The sequence below is a fragment of the Slackia heliotrinireducens DSM 20476 genome (genome assembly GCF_000023885.1).
In the GTDB taxonomy this organism is placed as follows: Bacteria; Actinomycetota; Coriobacteriia; order Coriobacteriales; family Eggerthellaceae; genus Slackia; species Slackia heliotrinireducens.
Map to the genome: position 1 here is coordinate 2,633,201 of NC_013165.1, position 17,439 is coordinate 2,650,639.

The window sequence follows — 17,439 nt, forward strand, 5'->3', positions numbered from 1 at the left end:
CAGACCGGGGGACGAACACGTCGGCTCCTTTGCAGGCGGTCCGTCAGCTTGCTATCATTTCTGCAGTCGAAAGGAGCATCGCATGAACAACGTGGCCAATTGCCTGTACGGAGCCATGATCGGAGACATCGCCGGATCTCGTTTCGAATGGAACGCGACTAAACACAAAACGGGGTACGCCCTGTTCGACAGCGAATGCTGCTACACCGACGACACCGCCATGACCATCGCCATCGCGCGGGCGCTTATGGCCTCGGGCCGCGATGCGGAGCGTTTCGAATCCCTTGCCGTGCAGGAGCTTCGGGATGTGGGCCGAAGGTTCCCCCATGCCGGCTACGGCGGATCGTTCAGGCGTTGGCTCAAAAACCCGAATCCCGAACCCTACAACAGCTGGGGCAACGGTTCGGCCATGCGCGTTTCGAGCTGCGGATATGCCGCGCGCACGCTGGACGAGGCCCTTCAGCTGGCCGAAGCATCCGCCCGCGTCACCCACAACCACCCCGAAGGCATCAAGGGCGCGCAGGCTACGGCCGCGGCCATCTATTTGGCCCGCACCGGCGCCGACAAGGACTCCATCAGGGACTACGTTGAAACCACGTTCGAATACGACCTGCACCGCACACTGAACGACATCCGTCCCGGCTACGCCTTCGACGTGTCCTGCCAAGGCTCGGTGCCCGAATCCATCATCTGCTTTTTGGAGTCTGACAGCTACGAGGACACTCTGCGCAACGCCATCTCCCTTGGAGGCGACAGCGACACCATGGCGGCTATCGGAGGCAGCATCGCCTGGGCGTTCTACCTGGGCGGAAAGGACCTGGCGGAAGAGCCGGAAGCCGACCTTGCCAGCCAGGCCGACCTGTTCCTTCCCCAAGAGTTCATCCAAACCGCCCGGCAATTCGACGAGTTCTGCCTGGCATAGCCCATGAAGTGCGGAAACACGGTTTCGGCTATGCTCTTGGATTTCGAATAGGAGCACCATGCAGACGATTCTCGACTATCTTGATTGGCGCGGCGACCTGTCGTTCACGACCAGCCCCTTCAACGAGGTGGACAACCTGATCCTGTCCGAGCTCGTCTACCTCGAGCTTGACGGCATCGTCGGCGGGCTGGAATCGGACGACTTCCCCACCTTGGCCCAAACCCAGAAGGAACTCGAGCGCCGCGGCGTCAAGCCGTCGTCGCCGATCAACAACCCGCACATCCTGGCGAGCAAGGCCGCCGAAACCGACCGGTACCGCGACGTGCGGCTGGCCTGGTACCAGTCGAACGTCGATGCCGCGCGCCAGGTCCAATACGGCGCCGTCACCTTCTTCCTTCCGGACGGCACCGTCTACGTGGCGTTCCGTGGAACGGACAGCACCATTGTCGGCTGGCGTGAGGACTTCAACCTGTGGTATTCCGACTCCACCCCAGGTCAGGACCACGCTCTCGCCTACCTGGATGCCGTTGCCGGCAAAACCCAGGGCGACTTGACGGTGGGCGGCCACTCCAAAGGCGGCAACCTGGCCATATACGCCGCAGCCTTCGGCCCCTACCGGGTGCGCGAACGCGTCCGCGTCGTCTACTCCAACGACGGGCCCGGGTTCAACAAGAAGATCATCGCCACACCCCAGTACCACGCGGTGCTGCCGAAGGTGCGCCACATCATTCCCGAATCGTCGCTCATCGGCATCCTCATGGCGAACACCCCGATAAAGACCATCGTCAAAAGCACGGCGTCCGGCGTCCAGCAGCACGACCCGTACACCTGGGCTGTGCTGGGAACCTCTTTCGAACTGGCCGACGAACTGTCTAGCATAAGCCTGTTCGCCAACGACACCTTCAACCGTTGGTTCACCACCATGGATGAGGACAGCCGACGCACCGTGGTGAACGCGGTGTTCGATTCGTGGGAGGCATCCGGCGCGACCACCGTGTCGGAGTTCAGAAGCATGAACCCTTCTGCATATGCGGCCATCCTGAAAAACGTTGCGGACCTGGACGCGGACACCAAACGCGAGGTGATGGACTCCGTAGGCAAGCTTTTCGAAGCCGGCGCCAGGACGTTTGCCGAGGGAGCGAAAAACCGCACCAAGGCAGCGCTGGAGCAGCATGTGGCCTCGCGCATCCAGACGAGCCGCGTGCAAATGCCCGCGCTTGAGCACCAGCGCCCGCAATCCTGAGACGGACGCCGTCTGTTCATGACAAACATATAACAGGCGTGTGTATACGCATACGGCCTATCTCTCCTGTGATATAATTAGCCTTATCTTATTGTATACAATTTAATTGCTCGCAATTGTTTTATGAGGGGGATACTCGCATGGACCGTATTCTGGCTTTGATTGTCCGCTTTTGCGCGTTCCTCGGTCGGTTCACAAACCGCGTCTCATATCGGCCCCTCGACTCGCACGGCGCAGACGACCCGCTGAAAATCCTGCTCGTAGGGTACAACGGGGCCCGCAACACCGGATCCGACGTCCGTGTCGCGTCGCTCATTACCCAGCTCAACGACGAATTCGGCAGCGACCGCATACGCATGTCCCTCATGTCGCTGGACCCGTCCAGCACCGAACCCTACCTCGCGCCCAACGTGGACGCCATCCCCTTTGACACCATGTTCTTCCTCCCGCTGCTGAAAGCCTGCAGCACCCACGAAGTCATCATCTTGTGCGAAGGATCCATGCTCAAAAGCAAGTTTGCCAACGGCCTAACCCTGTTCATGTGCGAGGCGGCCGGCATCGCAAAAGCCCAGCACAAGCCCTGCATCGCCTATGGAGGCGAAGCAGGCGACATGGATGCCTTCGTCAGCAACACCGCCCGCAAGCTCTGCACCGACGCCAAGTTCATCGCCCGCACCGAAGGTTCCCGCGAAGCCATGCGGCAGCTGGGGTTCGAAGCCGAGCTGGGCACGGACACCGCATGGACCTTCGACGGTGCCCACGCCTCCGAAAAGGCCCGTGACCTGCTTGTATCCCAGGGTTGGAACGGCACCCAGCCCCTGCTGGGGATCGCGGTCATCAACCCCTTCTGCTGGCCGGCCAAGCCTTCGCTGGGCAGACTCGCTAAATCGGCCCTGACAGGCACCTGGGAGCAGCACTACCAGAAATGGTATTTCTTCAGCTGGTCGGAAGAGCGCGCCCGCGCCTTCGAAACGTATTTGCAGAAAATGGCCCAGGCCGTCGAAGACGCCTGTGCGAAATACGGGTTCTTCCCCGTCATCATCGGCATGGAAAAGCTCGACCTGGAGGCCTGCACCAGGCTCGGCGCCATGACCGAACGCCCCCATGCCAGCATCTTGTCCAATAACCAGGACGGCTACGTCATCTCCGAGGTCATCGGAATGCTGAGCCGGCTGGCCACCTCGCGTTACCACGCGGCTGTGCTGGCCATCAAGCAGGGCATATGCCCGATCGGCGTGTCCATGGATGAGCGTCTGCAGAACCTGTTCGAGGATGCAGGAATCAGCAAAACCCTGCTCCTGAGCGTAAACGACCCAGCCCTGGAGACGTCCATGGCGAAAGCCCTGGACGAGGTTTCGAACCTGAGCCAGGAGAAGCATGCGGAACTGAGCCGCTATGTCGACGACCGCCGTGCGTTGTGCCGTCGCATGGCCGTTGACACCAAACGCTATCTTGCGGAGTTCAGCCCGCTTGCCCACGACCTGCACCTGAAGGAGGCCTAGCCCCATGCCCGAAACCAGCTGTCACCACGTTCTGCTCACCGGCGCCACCGGGTTTTTGGGCACGCGTCTGGCCGAAGAGCTCGTCAAACGCGGTCATGCGGTGTATGCCGTGGTGCGGCCTTCAGGCCAGCTGAATGCAGAACAGCGCCTGGCCCGCCTGTGGTACGAAAACGCCACACTGAAACCGGCACTGGGCACCCAGGTCGTGCCTTTGGACGGATGCATCACGAAGCACATGCTCGGTTTGGACGAAACCACCGTCGACATGCTGTGCGGCCAGGTCGACACGGTGATCCACGCCGCTGCCGACGTCAACATCAACCAGACCATCGAGGTGCTTCGCCAGGCCAACGTGGAAGCCACCGGCCATATTCTCAATCTTGCCGAACGGATCAACGAACGTCGTCCGCTTCATCGGTTCATGCATGTGTCCACGGCCTACGTCGCCGGCAAACGCAGCGGACTCATCGATGAGGAGTCCTTCGAAAACCGTGGGTTCAACAGCCTGTACGAGCAGACGAAATTCGAAGCTGAAGAACTGGTGCGCAGCCGGGCGGAATCCATGCCTGTCACCGTGCTGCGTCCTGCCCAAATGGTGGGAGACTCCTGCACGGGCTGGATCACCTCGTTCAACACCGTGTACTACCCGCTGAAGATGTACCTGAAGGGCATGCTGCCGATCATCCCCGTCGCAGCCGATCAGAGGCTCAATATCGTGCCCGTCGATTACGTCGCTAGCATCGCCATGGCCGCATTGGACTCCCCCAAGGCCGTCGGAACCACCTACCACTGCACCATGCCCGCCCGCCTGCAGCCCACCGTTGGCGACATCGTCGAAACGACCCGCGGATGGGCTCGGCTGGAACTTGGCGTGAAGCTGCAAAAGCCCGTGTACGTAAGTTCGACCGAGCTGGGATCGTTGGGATCCAACCGCAACCTGAAGCGGGCTTCGCAAGAAAAGAAGAAGGGCTTTCTGTCGAACATGCTGGCCCTTTCTCCGTATTTCAACGACGAGCACGTCTTCTCGACCGACAACACCGAGAAGCTCATGGGCACCTGCACGCTGAGCTGGCGCTCCATTCTTCCCGTAATGCTCAGGTACGCCGTCGACCGCAGCTTCCTGAAACACACGGGCCGCACTGCTTTCGAGCAGATGCTGGTCAGGTTGTCGTCGAAACGCAGCTCCATCTCGTATTTCGACGTGACGGACGAAGGCGTGCGCGAAACCACCGCCGACCAGATGAAGGAGCAGGTCCTCACGCTGGCCGCCGCGCTGCGTTCGGTGGGCATCCGGCCTGGCGACCGCGTAGCGCTGGTGGGCGTGAACTCTTCGGCCTACACGTCGGTGGATGCCGCCATCGGCTTGGTCGGAGGCGTAAGCGTGCCGCTGTACTACACGTCGCCCTATGCGGACATCCGCCAATTCGTGAACCGAAGCCACGCGAAACTCCTGTTCATCGGTATGGAGAAACTGGCGCGCGCCGCCGCCGAGGATGATCCGGGTATCCCCTGCGTGCTCATGCCGCCCATCGCCACCCTTGAGAACCTGCCCGAAACTATCACGCCTTGGGAAGTGTTTCTGGGCATCGGACGCACCGCCGATGACAAGGCGAAGGCCCTTCCTGCCGTCGGTTACGACGACATCGCCACCATTCGCTACACATCGGGCACCACCGGGCTGCCCAAGGGCACCATGTTCAACCACTACCAGTTGGCGTGGATGGGCCAGACCATGCCCGAAATACTGGACTGGAAGACCCGCAACGCCCCCAATCGGTACCTGTCGTTTTTGCCCATGAGCCACGTGGTCGAGGGCATCCTTGTGGCCTACGCACCGTTTTACCTGCTCAGCGATGTGGAAGTGTACTGCCTGAATGACTTCTCCAAACTGACCGAAACGCTGCCGAAGGTACGTCCCACCATCTTCTTCTCGGTCCCCCGCTTCTACGAGAAAGTCTGGAACCAGTTCGCAGCCACCGCCGCCGGCAAGCGCTACCTGGCCATGAAGCCGGGCCCGGCCAAGAAGGCCTTCGCCCGCATCTGCAAGCGCGCCATCCTCAAGAAGGCGGGGCTGGACGCATGCCGCCAGCTCATCGTGGGGTCGGCCCCTATCCGCAACGACCTGCTGGAAGCCTACCGCGAGCTGGGCATCGAAATCCATAACGCGTTCGGCCTGACCGAGGCCCCGCTCATCACCCTCAACCGCATGGGTCGAAACGACCTGGGCAGTTTGGGACAGGCCCTGCCCCAAACCGATCTGAAGATTGACGGCACCGGGGAAATTTGGATGCGCGGCCCGCAGCTGACCGTGGGATACGACGGCATGGGCCCCCTTCCCGTGGACGACGAAGGTTATTTCGCCACGGGTGATCTGGGATCGTTGTCGCCGCAAGGCAATGTGGTCATCCAAGGGCGCCGCAAGGAACTGGTCGTGACCTCTTACGGCAAGAATGTCCAATCCGAAAAGATAGAAGCCCTGGTCAAGTCAATCCCTGGTGTAAGCGAAGCCATGCTTGTAGGCGACGGGCGCCCGTACTGCACCGGCCTGATCTGGCTGGAAGACGACGCCGAGCTTGACGCGCAGGCTTTCGACGCGGCCATCCTGAAGATGAACGAAGGCCTTTCTCACCCCGAGATGCTCAAGCGTTGGGCCGTTATGGAACGCCCTCTGGCGCTGTCCAGCGGCGAGCTCACGCCCAACCTGAAGATGCGCCGCAAGGTCATTCTCGAGCATTATCCCCAGGTCATCGAGGCGCTTTACGATGAATCCGGCCTGCATGGGGCCGTTGGCGCCATGCACATAGGAGCCATGTCGTGAGTCGCACGATTGGCATACGCCTGATTGAGAGCGAATGGTTTCGGCGCATGCAGCTGCGTTGCATGACCAGGCTTTTCGCCAAGGCCGTAGGCGCACAGGCACCGGGGCTTTCCAACATGGACGCCGACGGGATGCTGCACGCGTTCACCTCGTTCACCGTTCAGGAAACGGCACGGCTGGCAGGAACCGAAGCCGGCGATGCCGCCCGAGCCGACCTGCGGCGACGGGCCTACAACCTGGGGCGTAGGCTTGCGGCCATGCCGCCGTTTTCAGGAATCGACAGGTTCGAGCTCGTCCAGGCGCTCTATCGGAACATCGACATCACCCTGGAAGGCGCCCTGCCGGGCCAGATAACCATGTGCCCGTGCTCGTTCAGCACATACTATGCCCCTTCGGCGTGCCTGTTCATGTCCGCCTTCGACGAGGGCATCATGGCGGGCATCGTGGGCGAAGGCGCTTTGACGTTCTCATGCCGCATCACCGAAGGAGCGCCCTGCTGCACAGCCGCATTCGAACAGGAAGGAATTCTATTATGAAGAATGCCATCGTCATAGGTGCAGGTGCCGGCGGTTGCGCGGCCGCACGCGAACTTGTCGGGCTCGGGTGGCATGTGGCCCTTGTCGAGCGGGGATCCGAGTTCAAACCCTTCGCATACCAGCTCAAGACCTTCGAACCTTTGCGCCAAGCAGGCCTGTTTGTGGACACCCGCATGATCCAGGCGGTCTTCGGCGACATGCGCATCGACAAAATGGACAGCATGCCCCTGGTCAGAGGACGAGGTATAGGCGGCACCACCCACCTCGCCACCGCGAACGCACTTCGCTACGACGATGACCTGAAGGCTCTTGGCATAGATTTAGATGACGAATTCGACGAACTTGCCGACCTGGTCCCTCAATGCACAAACCACCAACGTCGCTGGTCGGACCTGACCCGGCAAACGTTCGAAGCATTCGAGGCCGAAGGCTTCGACCCCCGGGTTATGCCGAAGATGGTCGACGAAGACCGGTGCGTCGCCTGCGGCAAGTGCGTTCTGGGCTGTAAGCTTGGAGCCAAATGGACCGCCGACAAGCTGCTGGAAGGCCTTGACCAAAGCCTGGTCGACGTTATGGAGAGCTGTACGGTCACCAAGTTGACCTGCGAAAACAACCATGTGACAGGAGTGGTATGCCGTCAAGGGCTCCGCACGGTAACCCTCGACGCCGATCTTGTGCTGCTCGCGGCCGGAGGTGTTGGCACACCCAAGATCCTGGACCGCTCAGGCATTCCCTCCAAACCCACGTTCTTCGTCGACCCCGTGCTCTGCGTGGCTGCGCCCTGGGAGAACGCCCGGTTCGACAGCGAAATCCCCATGCCCTTCGCTTCGCAGCGCGACGGATACATTCTCTCGCCGTATTTCGACTTTCTGAGTTTCTTCTTCGACAAGAAATGGCGGGCGCCATCGAAGGACATCTTCAGCCTGATGATCAAATTCGCCGATGACGAGGTCGGATCCGTAACGGCTCGCACGGTATCCAAACCGCTGACCGACCACGACTACGAGACCATGGCCCGAGCCGTCGACGACTGCCGACGCATCATGGGGCGGCTCGGCATTCGGGAATCCGACACCTTCTACGGCATGCTGAACGCCGGGCATCCCGGCGGCGCCTACCCGTTGACCCAGGCAGAGGCGGAAACCCTCCATCATCAGGAGTTGCCCGACAACCTCTATCTGGCCGACTCGACGCTGTTCAACGCCTCGATGGGCAACCCGCCTATCCTGACCATCATGGCACTGGCCAAAAAGGTCGCCAAAACCGCCGCTGCTCGGTAGCGACGCGCGTCGTAGCGGCGAAGCCCCGTAAACCGTTCGAAAGCGTCTGGCCTTCAGCGTGCAGGTTATTTCATCTCGCCGATGACCTGCAGAAACGTGTATGCGTTCTGCAGTGTGGCAGGATGGCCTTCTTCGGCGAGGAGTTTCTGAATGCGTCCCAGATGTCCCAGGAACCGAGAATAGCTCGGCCACGTGCATGCGCCGGACAGAGACAAGTCCATGCCCAGTTTCCTGAACCCGGCCTCGGCCGCTTCGGAGTCAACAGGCACATAGGCCTGCGCGTCCTTCAGGAACAGCAGGTGCGAAACCATACCGTAATAGCGGACGAACAGGGATTTCATGGCTTTAAGGAATGCTTCTGCGGACATCTCGTCCTTGTAGAAGGACATGAGCGGACCTTCGAACAGGAGATTGCCCCGCTGGCGGTCTTTGCGACGCAGCACCGCCGCTATGTTCGGCACCCTGCCCTCGAAGCGGCTCCAGGGAGCTTCATCATCGTCGATAGTTGCCTGAATCTTGGCAACCAGCGCACCCGTCCCCACCATATCCTCAGTCCAGCTGGGGATATCCAAATCACCAAGCCACACATCGCGCGCCGTCAACCGGCTTTCCTCTAAGGCGGACACCACAACGTTGTCGAACAGCGGCGCGCCTGGATCGGCGTCTTCTACATACTGGCAGAACTGTGCGAAACACTCCTTGAACGCAGCAGCATCGATCGACTGCACCGTCACGACCGCCGAACCCTGCTTCACAACGCCAGCAGCCTCTCGCTTCGACGTTACCGCAGAGGTCTTTTCCCTACGCGCCGCCGTACGCGGGGCAGACGTTTTCCTCTCAGCAGGTTTGCGAACCGCACGAGGCGCTGACTCCGGCTCTTTGGCGGGAATGAGGTTCCTGAACTGCGCAACGGCGCCTGCACTCAAGTTGCCGATGGTCTGAATCTCCTGCTCCCACAATGACATCGCATCGGTTATAGATTTGCTTCCGTACAGGGCCTTCAGCAATCCAGAATCAGGTTTACGGTACCCCTTGTCAATCACGACCAGGGCGGGAAGCAGCGGCTGGTTGTTCTTCCTGCACCATGCGACGGCATCTTTCAGGGCTTCCTTGTCGCCGAACGGCACGCGAGGCCGGCCGCCTAGCATGCCGTTGAGTTCGACGGCATCAACCGTCAGGTTCTCGCGGCGGCCGCTTTGATAGTCCGTGACCACTCCGACAAGCCGCACCAACACATCGATAGCTACAGGAGAAAGGTTCGCCATAGTGCACCGCCTTCGGAACTCTGAAACTCAACGGCACCATAGTAGCACGTGCGCGCCACCAACCGCTAACTGTCATGCATCGTCATGCATACAGAACAAAAAACCGGACCGGAGAATTCTCCGGTCCGGCTGCAGATATCGGGATTCGCCGCTTTAGCTCAGAGCCTCGTCGACATATTCCTTAATGGTGTTGCCACCCAGCTGTTCAAGATGCTGAGCGTCAACATGCCAGCATTCGGCATGAGGCATGCCCATAGCTTCGAACTTCTCGGACAGGTAGATGGGGTCCTTGCCCGCCTTCTTCTGCTCCTCGTAATCCTCCAGAGCTTTGAATGCCCACTTGCCGAGGACGACGATAGCAATAAGGTTTTCGATGGCCATAAGGCCCATGGTGATGTCCGCCAGGTTCCAAGCCAGGTCGAAGGAGGACATGCAGCCCATCAGGATGACCAGCATGCAGCAGATACGGAAGACGGTCAGGACGATACGGTCGTTCTTGATGAACTTGATGTTGCTCTCGGCATAGTAGTAGTTGCCGACCATGGACGAGAACGCGAAGCACACGATTGCGAAGGTGATGAAGTGGATGCCCACGGGGCCGACTTCGTTGGAGATGGCGTACTGGACCAGCGTCATACCAGACAGGCCGGCGTCGCCACCGATGCCTGCGCCAGCAACCTTCACGTAGTAGACCATGACCATGAATGCGGTGCAGGAGCAGATCAGAATCGTGTCGATGTACACGGACAGCGACTGGACCAGACCCTGCTTGACCGGGTGGGAAACGGAAGCGGCAGCGGCGGCGTTAGGAGCGGAACCCATACCGGCTTCGTTCGAGAACAGGCCGCGCTTGATGCCCAGCAGGATCATGGATCCGGCAAGACCGCCGGCCAACGACTGGAAGTCGAACGCATAGGTGAAGATGAAGCTCATGACCTGGGGCAGAAGACCGATGTTGGTGATGGTGACGAACAGGGCCAGACCGATGTAGGTGAAGGCCATGATCGGAACCAGCACGGAGGTAATGGTGGAGATGAGCTTGGAGCCGCCGAACACGACGAAGCCGAAGAAGGCTGCCGTGGCAAGGCCCATGACCAGAGCGATGGCCTTATAGTCCTGCTCAACGAAGTAGTACTGGATGGCGCTGGTCATGTTGTATGCCTGCAGGCCGTTGAAGCCAAGTGCGAAGCAGAGGATCAGGAAGATGGCAAACAGAATGCCGAAGGCACGGCTATGCAACGCCTGCTGGATGTAGTATGCAGGACCGCCGCGGAACTCGCCTTCGTCGCCCCTGACCTTCCAAATCTGGGCCAAGGTGGATTCGACGAACGCGGTTGCAGAGCCCAAAAGGGCCATAAGCCACATCCAGAAAACGGCACCAGGACCGCCTGCGGCGATTGCCACGGCGACACCTGCAATGTTGCCGGTACCGACGCGCGATGCGGTGGAAATCATCATCGCTTGGAACGAGGATACGGATTTCTCACCTTCAACGTGCTTCTTCTCGCCAATCTGCTTGAACATGTCGCCAAGAAGACGGAATTGGACGCCCTTCGTCCTAGCCGTGAAATAGATGGCACATGCAACCAGCAGGAATACCAGCAGATAGCTGTACATGAGGTCGCTGATATTACCGGTGATTTGAACCAGTGTGTCATTGAGGCTCATGAGCCTTCTCCTTTCCTTATAAGTGGCAGATATCGCATCGAGCTTCGAATAAACTCAATTGCATCACTTTACCCGAAAACAGTGGTTTCGTAATCCAGATTATTGATTTAAATGGGTCAACAATCCAAAAAGTTGGTGAAAACACGGTGCTTTATTCGCAGCAATACATAAAATGCAGGGCGAATCAGTCGTTCCTGCATAAACGAAAAGGACGCCCGAGGGCATCCTTTCAAGCTGTCAATATGGAATTACGTTCTATGCGGAAAGCTCGCCAGGCATCCGCCCGCCCATGTCGCCGCCAGGCATCTGCCCGCCCATGTCGCCAGGCGCGCCGCCCATGTCGCCGCCCGGCATCTGCCCGCCCATGTCGCCACCCATCATGGCGCTGGTCAGTTCCGTAACCTGCTCGCCGTTCACAATCACGGTGCCACCTTCCAAAACGCCCTGATAGTCATAGTCGAAAGGCGAATTCGCCGTGATGTCGACCGTGCCACCTGTGATGACGAGATTTCCGTTGGAATCCAGCGCATCGGTGTCGCCCTGCGCCATGACGATGGCGGTCTCGCCGCCGTTGATCTCGAGCACGATGTCGTAAGCCGTCGACTTGCCGGTGGCGTTGATGCCGTCGTCGCTGGCCTCGATGTCGATAGTGCCACCGTTGATCTGGACATACGTCCCCTCGATACCTTCGACAGCGCTGATAGTGAACGTGCCGCCATCAATCTGGCCGATCGTGGTTGCCTGGATGCCGTCATCGGCGGCCGTAATGTCGAAGGTGCCGCCGCTGATATAGACGTAGCCCACCGTGTCGTCGTCGGAATCCTCACTGTGGAAACCGTCCTTGCCAGAGTGGATGGTGAAGATGCCGTCGCAAATGCGGATGGAGTCGTGGCCTTCCACAGCATCGGCTTCACTCGTTATATTGTATGTGCCGCCGGTAATCTTCAGGTCGTCATGCCCGGAAATGCCGTTGTCAGTCGAGGTGACGTTCAGCGTGCCGACGCCGTTCAGCACCAGATCGGATTTGGAGAAGACCGCCGCATCGCCTGCGGTTTCGTTTTCGGTGGAGAAGGTGCCTGTCACCTCCAAGGTGTTCTCGGTGTCCGTGGTTGTTACGAACACCTTGTCGCAAGACGCCACGTAGATGGCTGCCGCGTCGTCGTTGACGATGGTCACGCCGTCAAGCACGAGCTGAACCTTTGCGGCATCGTCCGCCGCGACGACGATAGTGCAGTTCTCGGCCGACCCCGTGATGACGTAGACGCCTTCTTCGGTAATGGCGACGTCCTCGTTGCTGGTCAGCGTGATTTCCGTGGCGTTCGAGGTGTCCGCCTCCTGTTCCAGGTCGCGATCCGAGAACATGTCGGATGTGTCCAGCGCGCCTTCACCGTTCGATTCCGTCGCAGAAGAGGCGGCAGCTTGGGCCTCACCCTCTGTCGCAGGCCCGCTAGGCGTGGCGTTGTCGGCGGAAGTGTCCTGCAGCCGCGCCTCGGTGGCCTCGGACGCTTCGACCTGCACGTTTTCCGCAGTCGCATCCGTCGACCCGCACGCCGTCAGGGAGAATACAAGCACGCCAGTCACGCAGGTCGTTGCGATAAGTTTCGTGAGTCGCTCACGTTGGGTTTCGAATTTGATCATAGCTGGTCTCCTCTTCATGGGGTTTCCTGTAAGAACCATGGTAGAGGGGGAAGCTGAATCGAACCTGAAACGCAGATTACAGAACGGTGCCCCGTGCGCAACGAAAAGCGCACGGGGCACCGGTTGAGGCTATGCCGTAGTTCTTAGTGATGGAACAGACGCATGCCCGTGAAGGCCATGGCGATGCCGTACTTGTTGGCGGTTTCGACCACATGGTCATCGCGGATGGAGCCGCCCGGCTCGGCGATGTAGCACACGCCGGACTTGCGAGCACGTTCGACGTTGTCGCCGAAGGGGAAGAACGCGTCGGATCCGACGGAAACGCCGGTCTGGGTGGCGATCCACTCCTTCTTCTCCTCGGCAGTCAGCGGTTCGGGCTTCACCTTGAAGATCTGCTGCCACTCGCCCTCGCGCAGGACGTCTTCCCACTCGTCGCTGGTGTAGACGTCGATGGCGTTGTCGCGGTTCGGACGGCGGATGTCGTCGACGAACTGCAGCCCCAGAACCTTCGGATGCTGGCGCATGTACCAATTGTCAGCCTTGCTGCCAGCCAGACGCGTGCAGTGGATGCGGCTCTGCTGACCCGCACCGACGCCGATGGCCATGCCATCTTTGACGTAGCAGACCGAGTTGGACTGCGTGTACTTGAGGGTGATGAGAGAAATGATCAGGTCGATGACCGCCTGCTCGGGCAGGTCCTTGTTCTCGGTCACCATGTTGGAGAGCAGCTCGCGGTCGATCTTGAAGTTGTTGTGGCCCTGCTGGAACGTGATACCGAAAACGTCCTTGAACTCCAGTTCGGCGGGAGTGTATTCGGGGTCGATCTGCACCACGTTGAACTTGCCGCCCTTCTTGGTGGTGAGGATTTCCAGCGCCTCATCGGTGTAGCCGGGTGCGATGATGCCGTCGCTCACCTCAAGCTTCAGGTAACGGGCCACGTCGGCGTCGCACACATCGGACAGGGCCGCCCAGTCGCCGTAGGAGCACAGGCGGTCGGCGCCGCGAGCGCGAATGTATGCGCAGGCGATGGGGCTGAGTTCGCCTTCCTGGTCGACGAAATAGATCTTGCGGTCCAGGTCGGTCAGAGGCAGGCCCACGGCAGCGCCGGCAGGGCTGACGTGCTTGAAGGATGCCGCCGCGGGCAGGCCGGTGGCTTCCTTCAGCTCTTTAACCAGCTGCCAGGAGTTGAAGGCGTCGAGGAAGTTGATGAAGCCGGGCTTGCCGTTGAGCACCTCGATCGGCAGATCGCCGCCTTCACGCATGAAGATGCGGGCAGGCTTCTGGTTAGGGTTCATGCCATATTTGAGTTCGAGCTCGTTCACGGGGGTTCTCCTTACTCGTGCTTGTTGAAAATCTTGACTTCACCTGCGACGTTGGTGTACAGCGATACCTTGTTGTCGTCGTTGAGCGCAGCCCATACCGCATCGGGCTCGGGCATGGTCACCGGAATAGGCTCGCCCGCGAAGGTGGGCAGCGGGTTGCCGTCACCCTGGTAGGTGCTGATAAAGTAGCCGCAGCCCTCGTCAACGCCTTCGTAGGCGAAGAACTCGCGGACGCAGCGGCCGTCGACATGTTTGAGGATGGAGAGTTCGAAGGTGCCGTCGCCATTGATGATGGCGGAAATGCGGGGCGTGAAGTTCGGAGCATCAGGCTCGTATTCGCGGGCCATGCAGCCGTCGCGGAAGCTGCCCTTCTCCACGATGGTGTCGGTCTGGTCGCCGTTGGTAACAACCAGGGCATCACCCATGGTGCGCACGGGATGGTAGATGATCAGGCTGGGGTCTGCCAACAGGGCGGGATCGTAGGCTTCGGTGCGAATGCCGTCCTCGGTCTCCACGAAGATGCGGTTGCGGCTGTTGACGCTGCGCCCCATGATCCAGTAGTAGACGCGGTCCTTGCCCACGACGATGCCACGTCCCGGGTAAGGATTGTTCTCAAGAATGTCTACGAGATTCTGCATGCTGCTCCCTTCAAACGGTTATCTACGCCTTATCGCCGAAGCGAGGTTGCCCATATAACGAAGGCAAGCCACTTCGTTCGATTCGGCTTGCCCAGACGGTCGGCATACTATGGAATGCGCTGTTCCCCCGTGGTTGTTCCACTTTGTTCCGTCAGTCACAGCACATATGATTACGCGGAAAGTGTATCACACGGCCCTCCCCGAACGGCACACCATCGGCAAGCAATATTAAATCGCCTTTTTCTCACAATTTACGAACACATGTTCCTATTTTTGTGATAGAATCCCATCAACATATTGAAGACACGGCCTTATACGTGCCGTCGCAGCGCCCGCCTGAAGGCATGCGGTCGGCGCATCGGGCACAGCTTCGAAACCCTGTTGAAAATCCTGTACATATACCCACCCGGCTTCCCGGGTTTGGTGCTGTACGCGCTCATTCACGAAACGGAGGTATGACATGAGCATCGAAACCACCCATACACGCATACGTTGCCGCAAAAGCGAATCTGGCATCGCACAATCTGGTTGCGGCAGTTCAGCCAAGTTGCCTAGCGCCGTTTCAGAACGCGCACCCATGCGCACGCGGGCAACAATGCGACTACGTTTGACTTCGAAGACCGCTTCAAGAAAGAGCAGAGGCAATCTTCAGGAGTGCAATGCTGCAAAACAACCCCGTACAGAAGGATTCAGATATGGGCAGCAAAAAGCGTTCGGCCCGCGCCAAGCAGGTCGCCGAGTTCAAAGCGTCATTGGGCGGTATGGATGACGTGTTCGGACGCGAGGAGCGCCGACGCATCGCTGCGTCCGAAGAGAAGGAAGCGGCACTGCGTCGCAAAGCCTGTGAATCGAAGAACCGGTATTCCTGTAAAAGCGATGCCGATCAGGCCATCCTCTCCTGCGCGGCATACGGAACCACAGGGCTCCATGCGTACCGATGCCCCTATTGCAACGGATGGCATCTGACCTCGAAGCCCGAACGCCGTTAGAAAAAGCCGGGCAAACGCACCGCACAACACCATAGCAGCATGCCGATTCGACCCGAAGCGACATGGGGTCGGTCTAGGCTGCGCCGCCCAAAAGCCCGTCACAACACAGATAATCACCTCGATTGCGCGTTATAGAATCTTATTCTATACTGCGTTTCGAGCAAAAGTTATAGGAGGTAAACTATGCCGAAGACGACGCCGGACATCAGGCGCGAAGCATTCGTCCAAGCAGGCATAGCCCTGTTCACGGAGCGAAGGTACGGGGACGTTTCCGTTCGAGACGTGCTTGACGCCGTCGGCGTCCGCACGGCTTCGCCAAGCGTCTTCTACTACTACTTCAAGGACAAACAGAGCCTGTACCGCACATGCATCGAGACGGTCGCCTCGTCGTACGTCGAGGCGCTTGAGCAGGCTTTCGACGTCGACGACCCCTTGGATAGGCAGATACGTGCCGCCTATAAGATTATGGCCGACAGCATGGCCCGCACACAGGGTGCGCTCGGAGCAGGGCAGCCATCTCAGCCGTTTCTGCTCGAGGCGCGCGAACGCGTCACCCAACGCTGCGCTTCGCTTATCGAAAAGCTGCTGATTCGCGAGAACCCGGACATGCCGCGGCACGAGACCCAAACAACCGCACTGTTCCTGGCCGGAGGCATGGGCCAGGTCATGTGGTCATGGCAGGCAAGCCACCCAGAAGGCGCCGACGACAGAAGCCTCGATGGCACCATGCGGACCCTTGAGGCGCTAACCGACGCATTCACACCCCATTTGCACTGACCCGTTCGAACACCGAAAGGAATAATCGTGGCCGAACTCAACACCGTCTCTGAAACACTCTTCGTCCCCTTGGCCGGACGCATCCAGATAAGCCAACAGAAGCCCAACATACTGCACGACGCCAAAGCCCTCGAGCTGAAATCCAGGGTGCCTGCCGAACTGCTCAACAAGGGCAAGCAAAGCCAATACACCCTGGTGGCAAGCGCATCGCGCGCTGCGAACCTCGATCGCTACATCCAGACGTTCAGACTAAGGCACCCCGATGGGGTCATCGCCCAAATCGGATGCGGTCTGGAAACCGCGTTCTACCGCAACGACGACGGATACGCTGTCTTCTACGAAATAGATCTGCCCGAGGTCATCGAATTCCGCCGCGAAGTGCTTGGAGAAACCGAGCGCGACCGCTGCATTCCAGGATCTGCATTCGAGCTGGGCTGGATCAAACAGATCCGCCAAGATTTCCCCACCGCACCCGTTCTGGTGGTTGCCGGCGGCCTGTTCTACTACTTCGAGAAGGAAGCCGTGGTCACGCTACTGCGCCAGTTGAAGAATTTCGGACCCATCGAAACCGTTTTCGACACCGTCAACAGCACTGGCATGAAGTTTATGGATGGCTACATGAAACAGCTTGGCCACGAGGATGCCAAGATGTTCTTCTATGTCGACAATGCCGCTGAACTCGGCAATGAATTGGACGGCGTCCTCTCGGCCGACGAGGAGCCGTATTACCGGTCGATTCCACGCAAGGGTCTCGGGCTCGATACGAAGTTCAGGATGGTGTTCTCGGACCGGTTCAACATGGTGAAGATGGTGCACCTGAAGCTGGCATGACGCAACATCG

14 protein-coding genes and 1 riboswitch are annotated in these 17,439 nt (G+C 59.4%); of the genes, 9 read left to right on the forward strand and 5 right to left on the reverse strand.

Annotated elements, in window-relative coordinates:
- The first annotated feature begins 82 nt into the window (after positions 1-82).
- From SHEL_RS11675 to SHEL_RS11700, 6 genes are all read left to right on the forward strand, one after another.
- Positions 83-922 (forward strand): ADP-ribosylglycohydrolase family protein, encoded by an 840-nt coding sequence (locus SHEL_RS11675; protein WP_012799486.1) that lies wholly within the window; start codon positions 83-85, stop codon positions 920-922.
- A 58-nt stretch (positions 923-980) separates the two neighbouring features.
- The gene (locus SHEL_RS11680; protein WP_012799487.1) at positions 981-2,165 is read left to right on the forward strand and encodes an Mbeg1-like protein; all 1,185 of its coding nucleotides are present in this window, start codon (positions 981-983) and stop codon (positions 2,163-2,165) included.
- Between the two features lie 140 nt (positions 2,166-2,305).
- The gene (locus SHEL_RS11685; RefSeq protein ID WP_012799488.1) at positions 2,306-3,667 is read left to right on the forward strand and encodes a polysaccharide pyruvyl transferase family protein; all 1,362 of its coding nucleotides are present in this window, start codon (positions 2,306-2,308) and stop codon (positions 3,665-3,667) included.
- Positions 3,668-3,671: 4 nt separating this feature from the next.
- On the forward strand, positions 3,672-6,485 hold the full coding sequence (locus SHEL_RS11690) for an AMP-binding protein (protein WP_012799489.1): 2,814 nt from the start codon (positions 3,672-3,674) through the stop codon (positions 6,483-6,485).
- Positions 6,482-7,021 (forward strand): hypothetical protein, encoded by a 540-nt coding sequence (locus tag SHEL_RS14565; RefSeq protein WP_050749583.1) that lies wholly within the window; start codon positions 6,482-6,484, stop codon positions 7,019-7,021. Before SHEL_RS11690 ends, SHEL_RS14565 begins: the two co-directional genes overlap by 4 nt.
- Positions 7,018-8,301, forward strand: a complete 1,284-nt coding sequence (locus tag SHEL_RS11700; RefSeq protein ID WP_012799491.1) for a GMC family oxidoreductase N-terminal domain-containing protein — start codon at positions 7,018-7,020, stop codon at positions 8,299-8,301. Before SHEL_RS14565 ends, SHEL_RS11700 begins: the two co-directional genes overlap by 4 nt.
- 65 nt (positions 8,302-8,366) lie before the next feature.
- On the opposite strand, the gene SHEL_RS11705 is transcribed toward SHEL_RS11700, so the two are convergent.
- From SHEL_RS11705 to SHEL_RS11725, 5 genes are all read right to left on the reverse strand, one after another.
- A complete protein-coding gene (locus SHEL_RS11705; RefSeq protein WP_012799492.1) occupies positions 8,367-9,566 on the reverse strand; it encodes a hypothetical protein in 1,200 nt (399 codons plus the stop codon).
- Positions 9,567-9,719: 153 nt separating this feature from the next.
- Complete coding sequence (locus tag SHEL_RS11710; RefSeq protein WP_012799493.1) at positions 9,720-11,234, reverse strand: alanine/glycine:cation symporter family protein; 1,515 nt, start codon at positions 11,232-11,234, stop codon at positions 9,720-9,722.
- A gap of 255 nt (positions 11,235-11,489) precedes the next feature.
- On the reverse strand, positions 11,490-12,872 hold the full coding sequence (locus SHEL_RS11715) for a carbohydrate-binding domain-containing protein (protein ID WP_012799494.1): 1,383 nt from the start codon (positions 12,870-12,872) through the stop codon (positions 11,490-11,492).
- A 143-nt stretch (positions 12,873-13,015) separates the two neighbouring features.
- Positions 13,016-14,194: a phosphoribosylaminoimidazolecarboxamide formyltransferase gene (locus SHEL_RS11720; protein WP_012799495.1), complete on the reverse strand. Its 1,179-nt coding sequence runs from the start codon at positions 14,192-14,194 to the stop codon at positions 13,016-13,018.
- Positions 14,195-14,205: 11 nt separating this feature from the next.
- Positions 14,206-14,832 carry an IMP cyclohydrolase gene (locus tag SHEL_RS11725; RefSeq protein WP_012799496.1) on the reverse strand — a complete coding sequence of 209 codons (627 nt, stop codon included), beginning with the start codon at positions 14,830-14,832 and terminating at the stop codon, positions 14,206-14,208.
- An 82-nt stretch (positions 14,833-14,914) separates the two neighbouring features.
- Positions 14,915-15,001, reverse strand: a riboswitch (ZMP/ZTP riboswitch).
- 526 nt (positions 15,002-15,527) lie between these two features.
- Between SHEL_RS11725 and SHEL_RS11730 the strand changes: the two genes are divergently transcribed.
- The 3 genes from SHEL_RS11730 (at position 15,528) to SHEL_RS11740 (ending at position 17,429) form a co-directional block, all read left to right on the forward strand.
- Positions 15,528-15,821 (forward strand): hypothetical protein, encoded by a 294-nt coding sequence (locus SHEL_RS11730; RefSeq protein WP_012799497.1) that lies wholly within the window; start codon positions 15,528-15,530, stop codon positions 15,819-15,821.
- A 183-nt stretch (positions 15,822-16,004) separates the two neighbouring features.
- Positions 16,005-16,598 carry a TetR/AcrR family transcriptional regulator gene (locus tag SHEL_RS14570; protein WP_012799498.1) on the forward strand — a complete coding sequence of 198 codons (594 nt, stop codon included), beginning with the start codon at positions 16,005-16,007 and terminating at the stop codon, positions 16,596-16,598.
- A gap of 27 nt (positions 16,599-16,625) precedes the next feature.
- Positions 16,626-17,429, forward strand: a complete 804-nt coding sequence (locus SHEL_RS11740; protein WP_012799499.1) for a class I SAM-dependent methyltransferase — start codon at positions 16,626-16,628, stop codon at positions 17,427-17,429.
- The last annotated feature ends 10 nt before the right edge of the window (positions 17,430-17,439 follow it).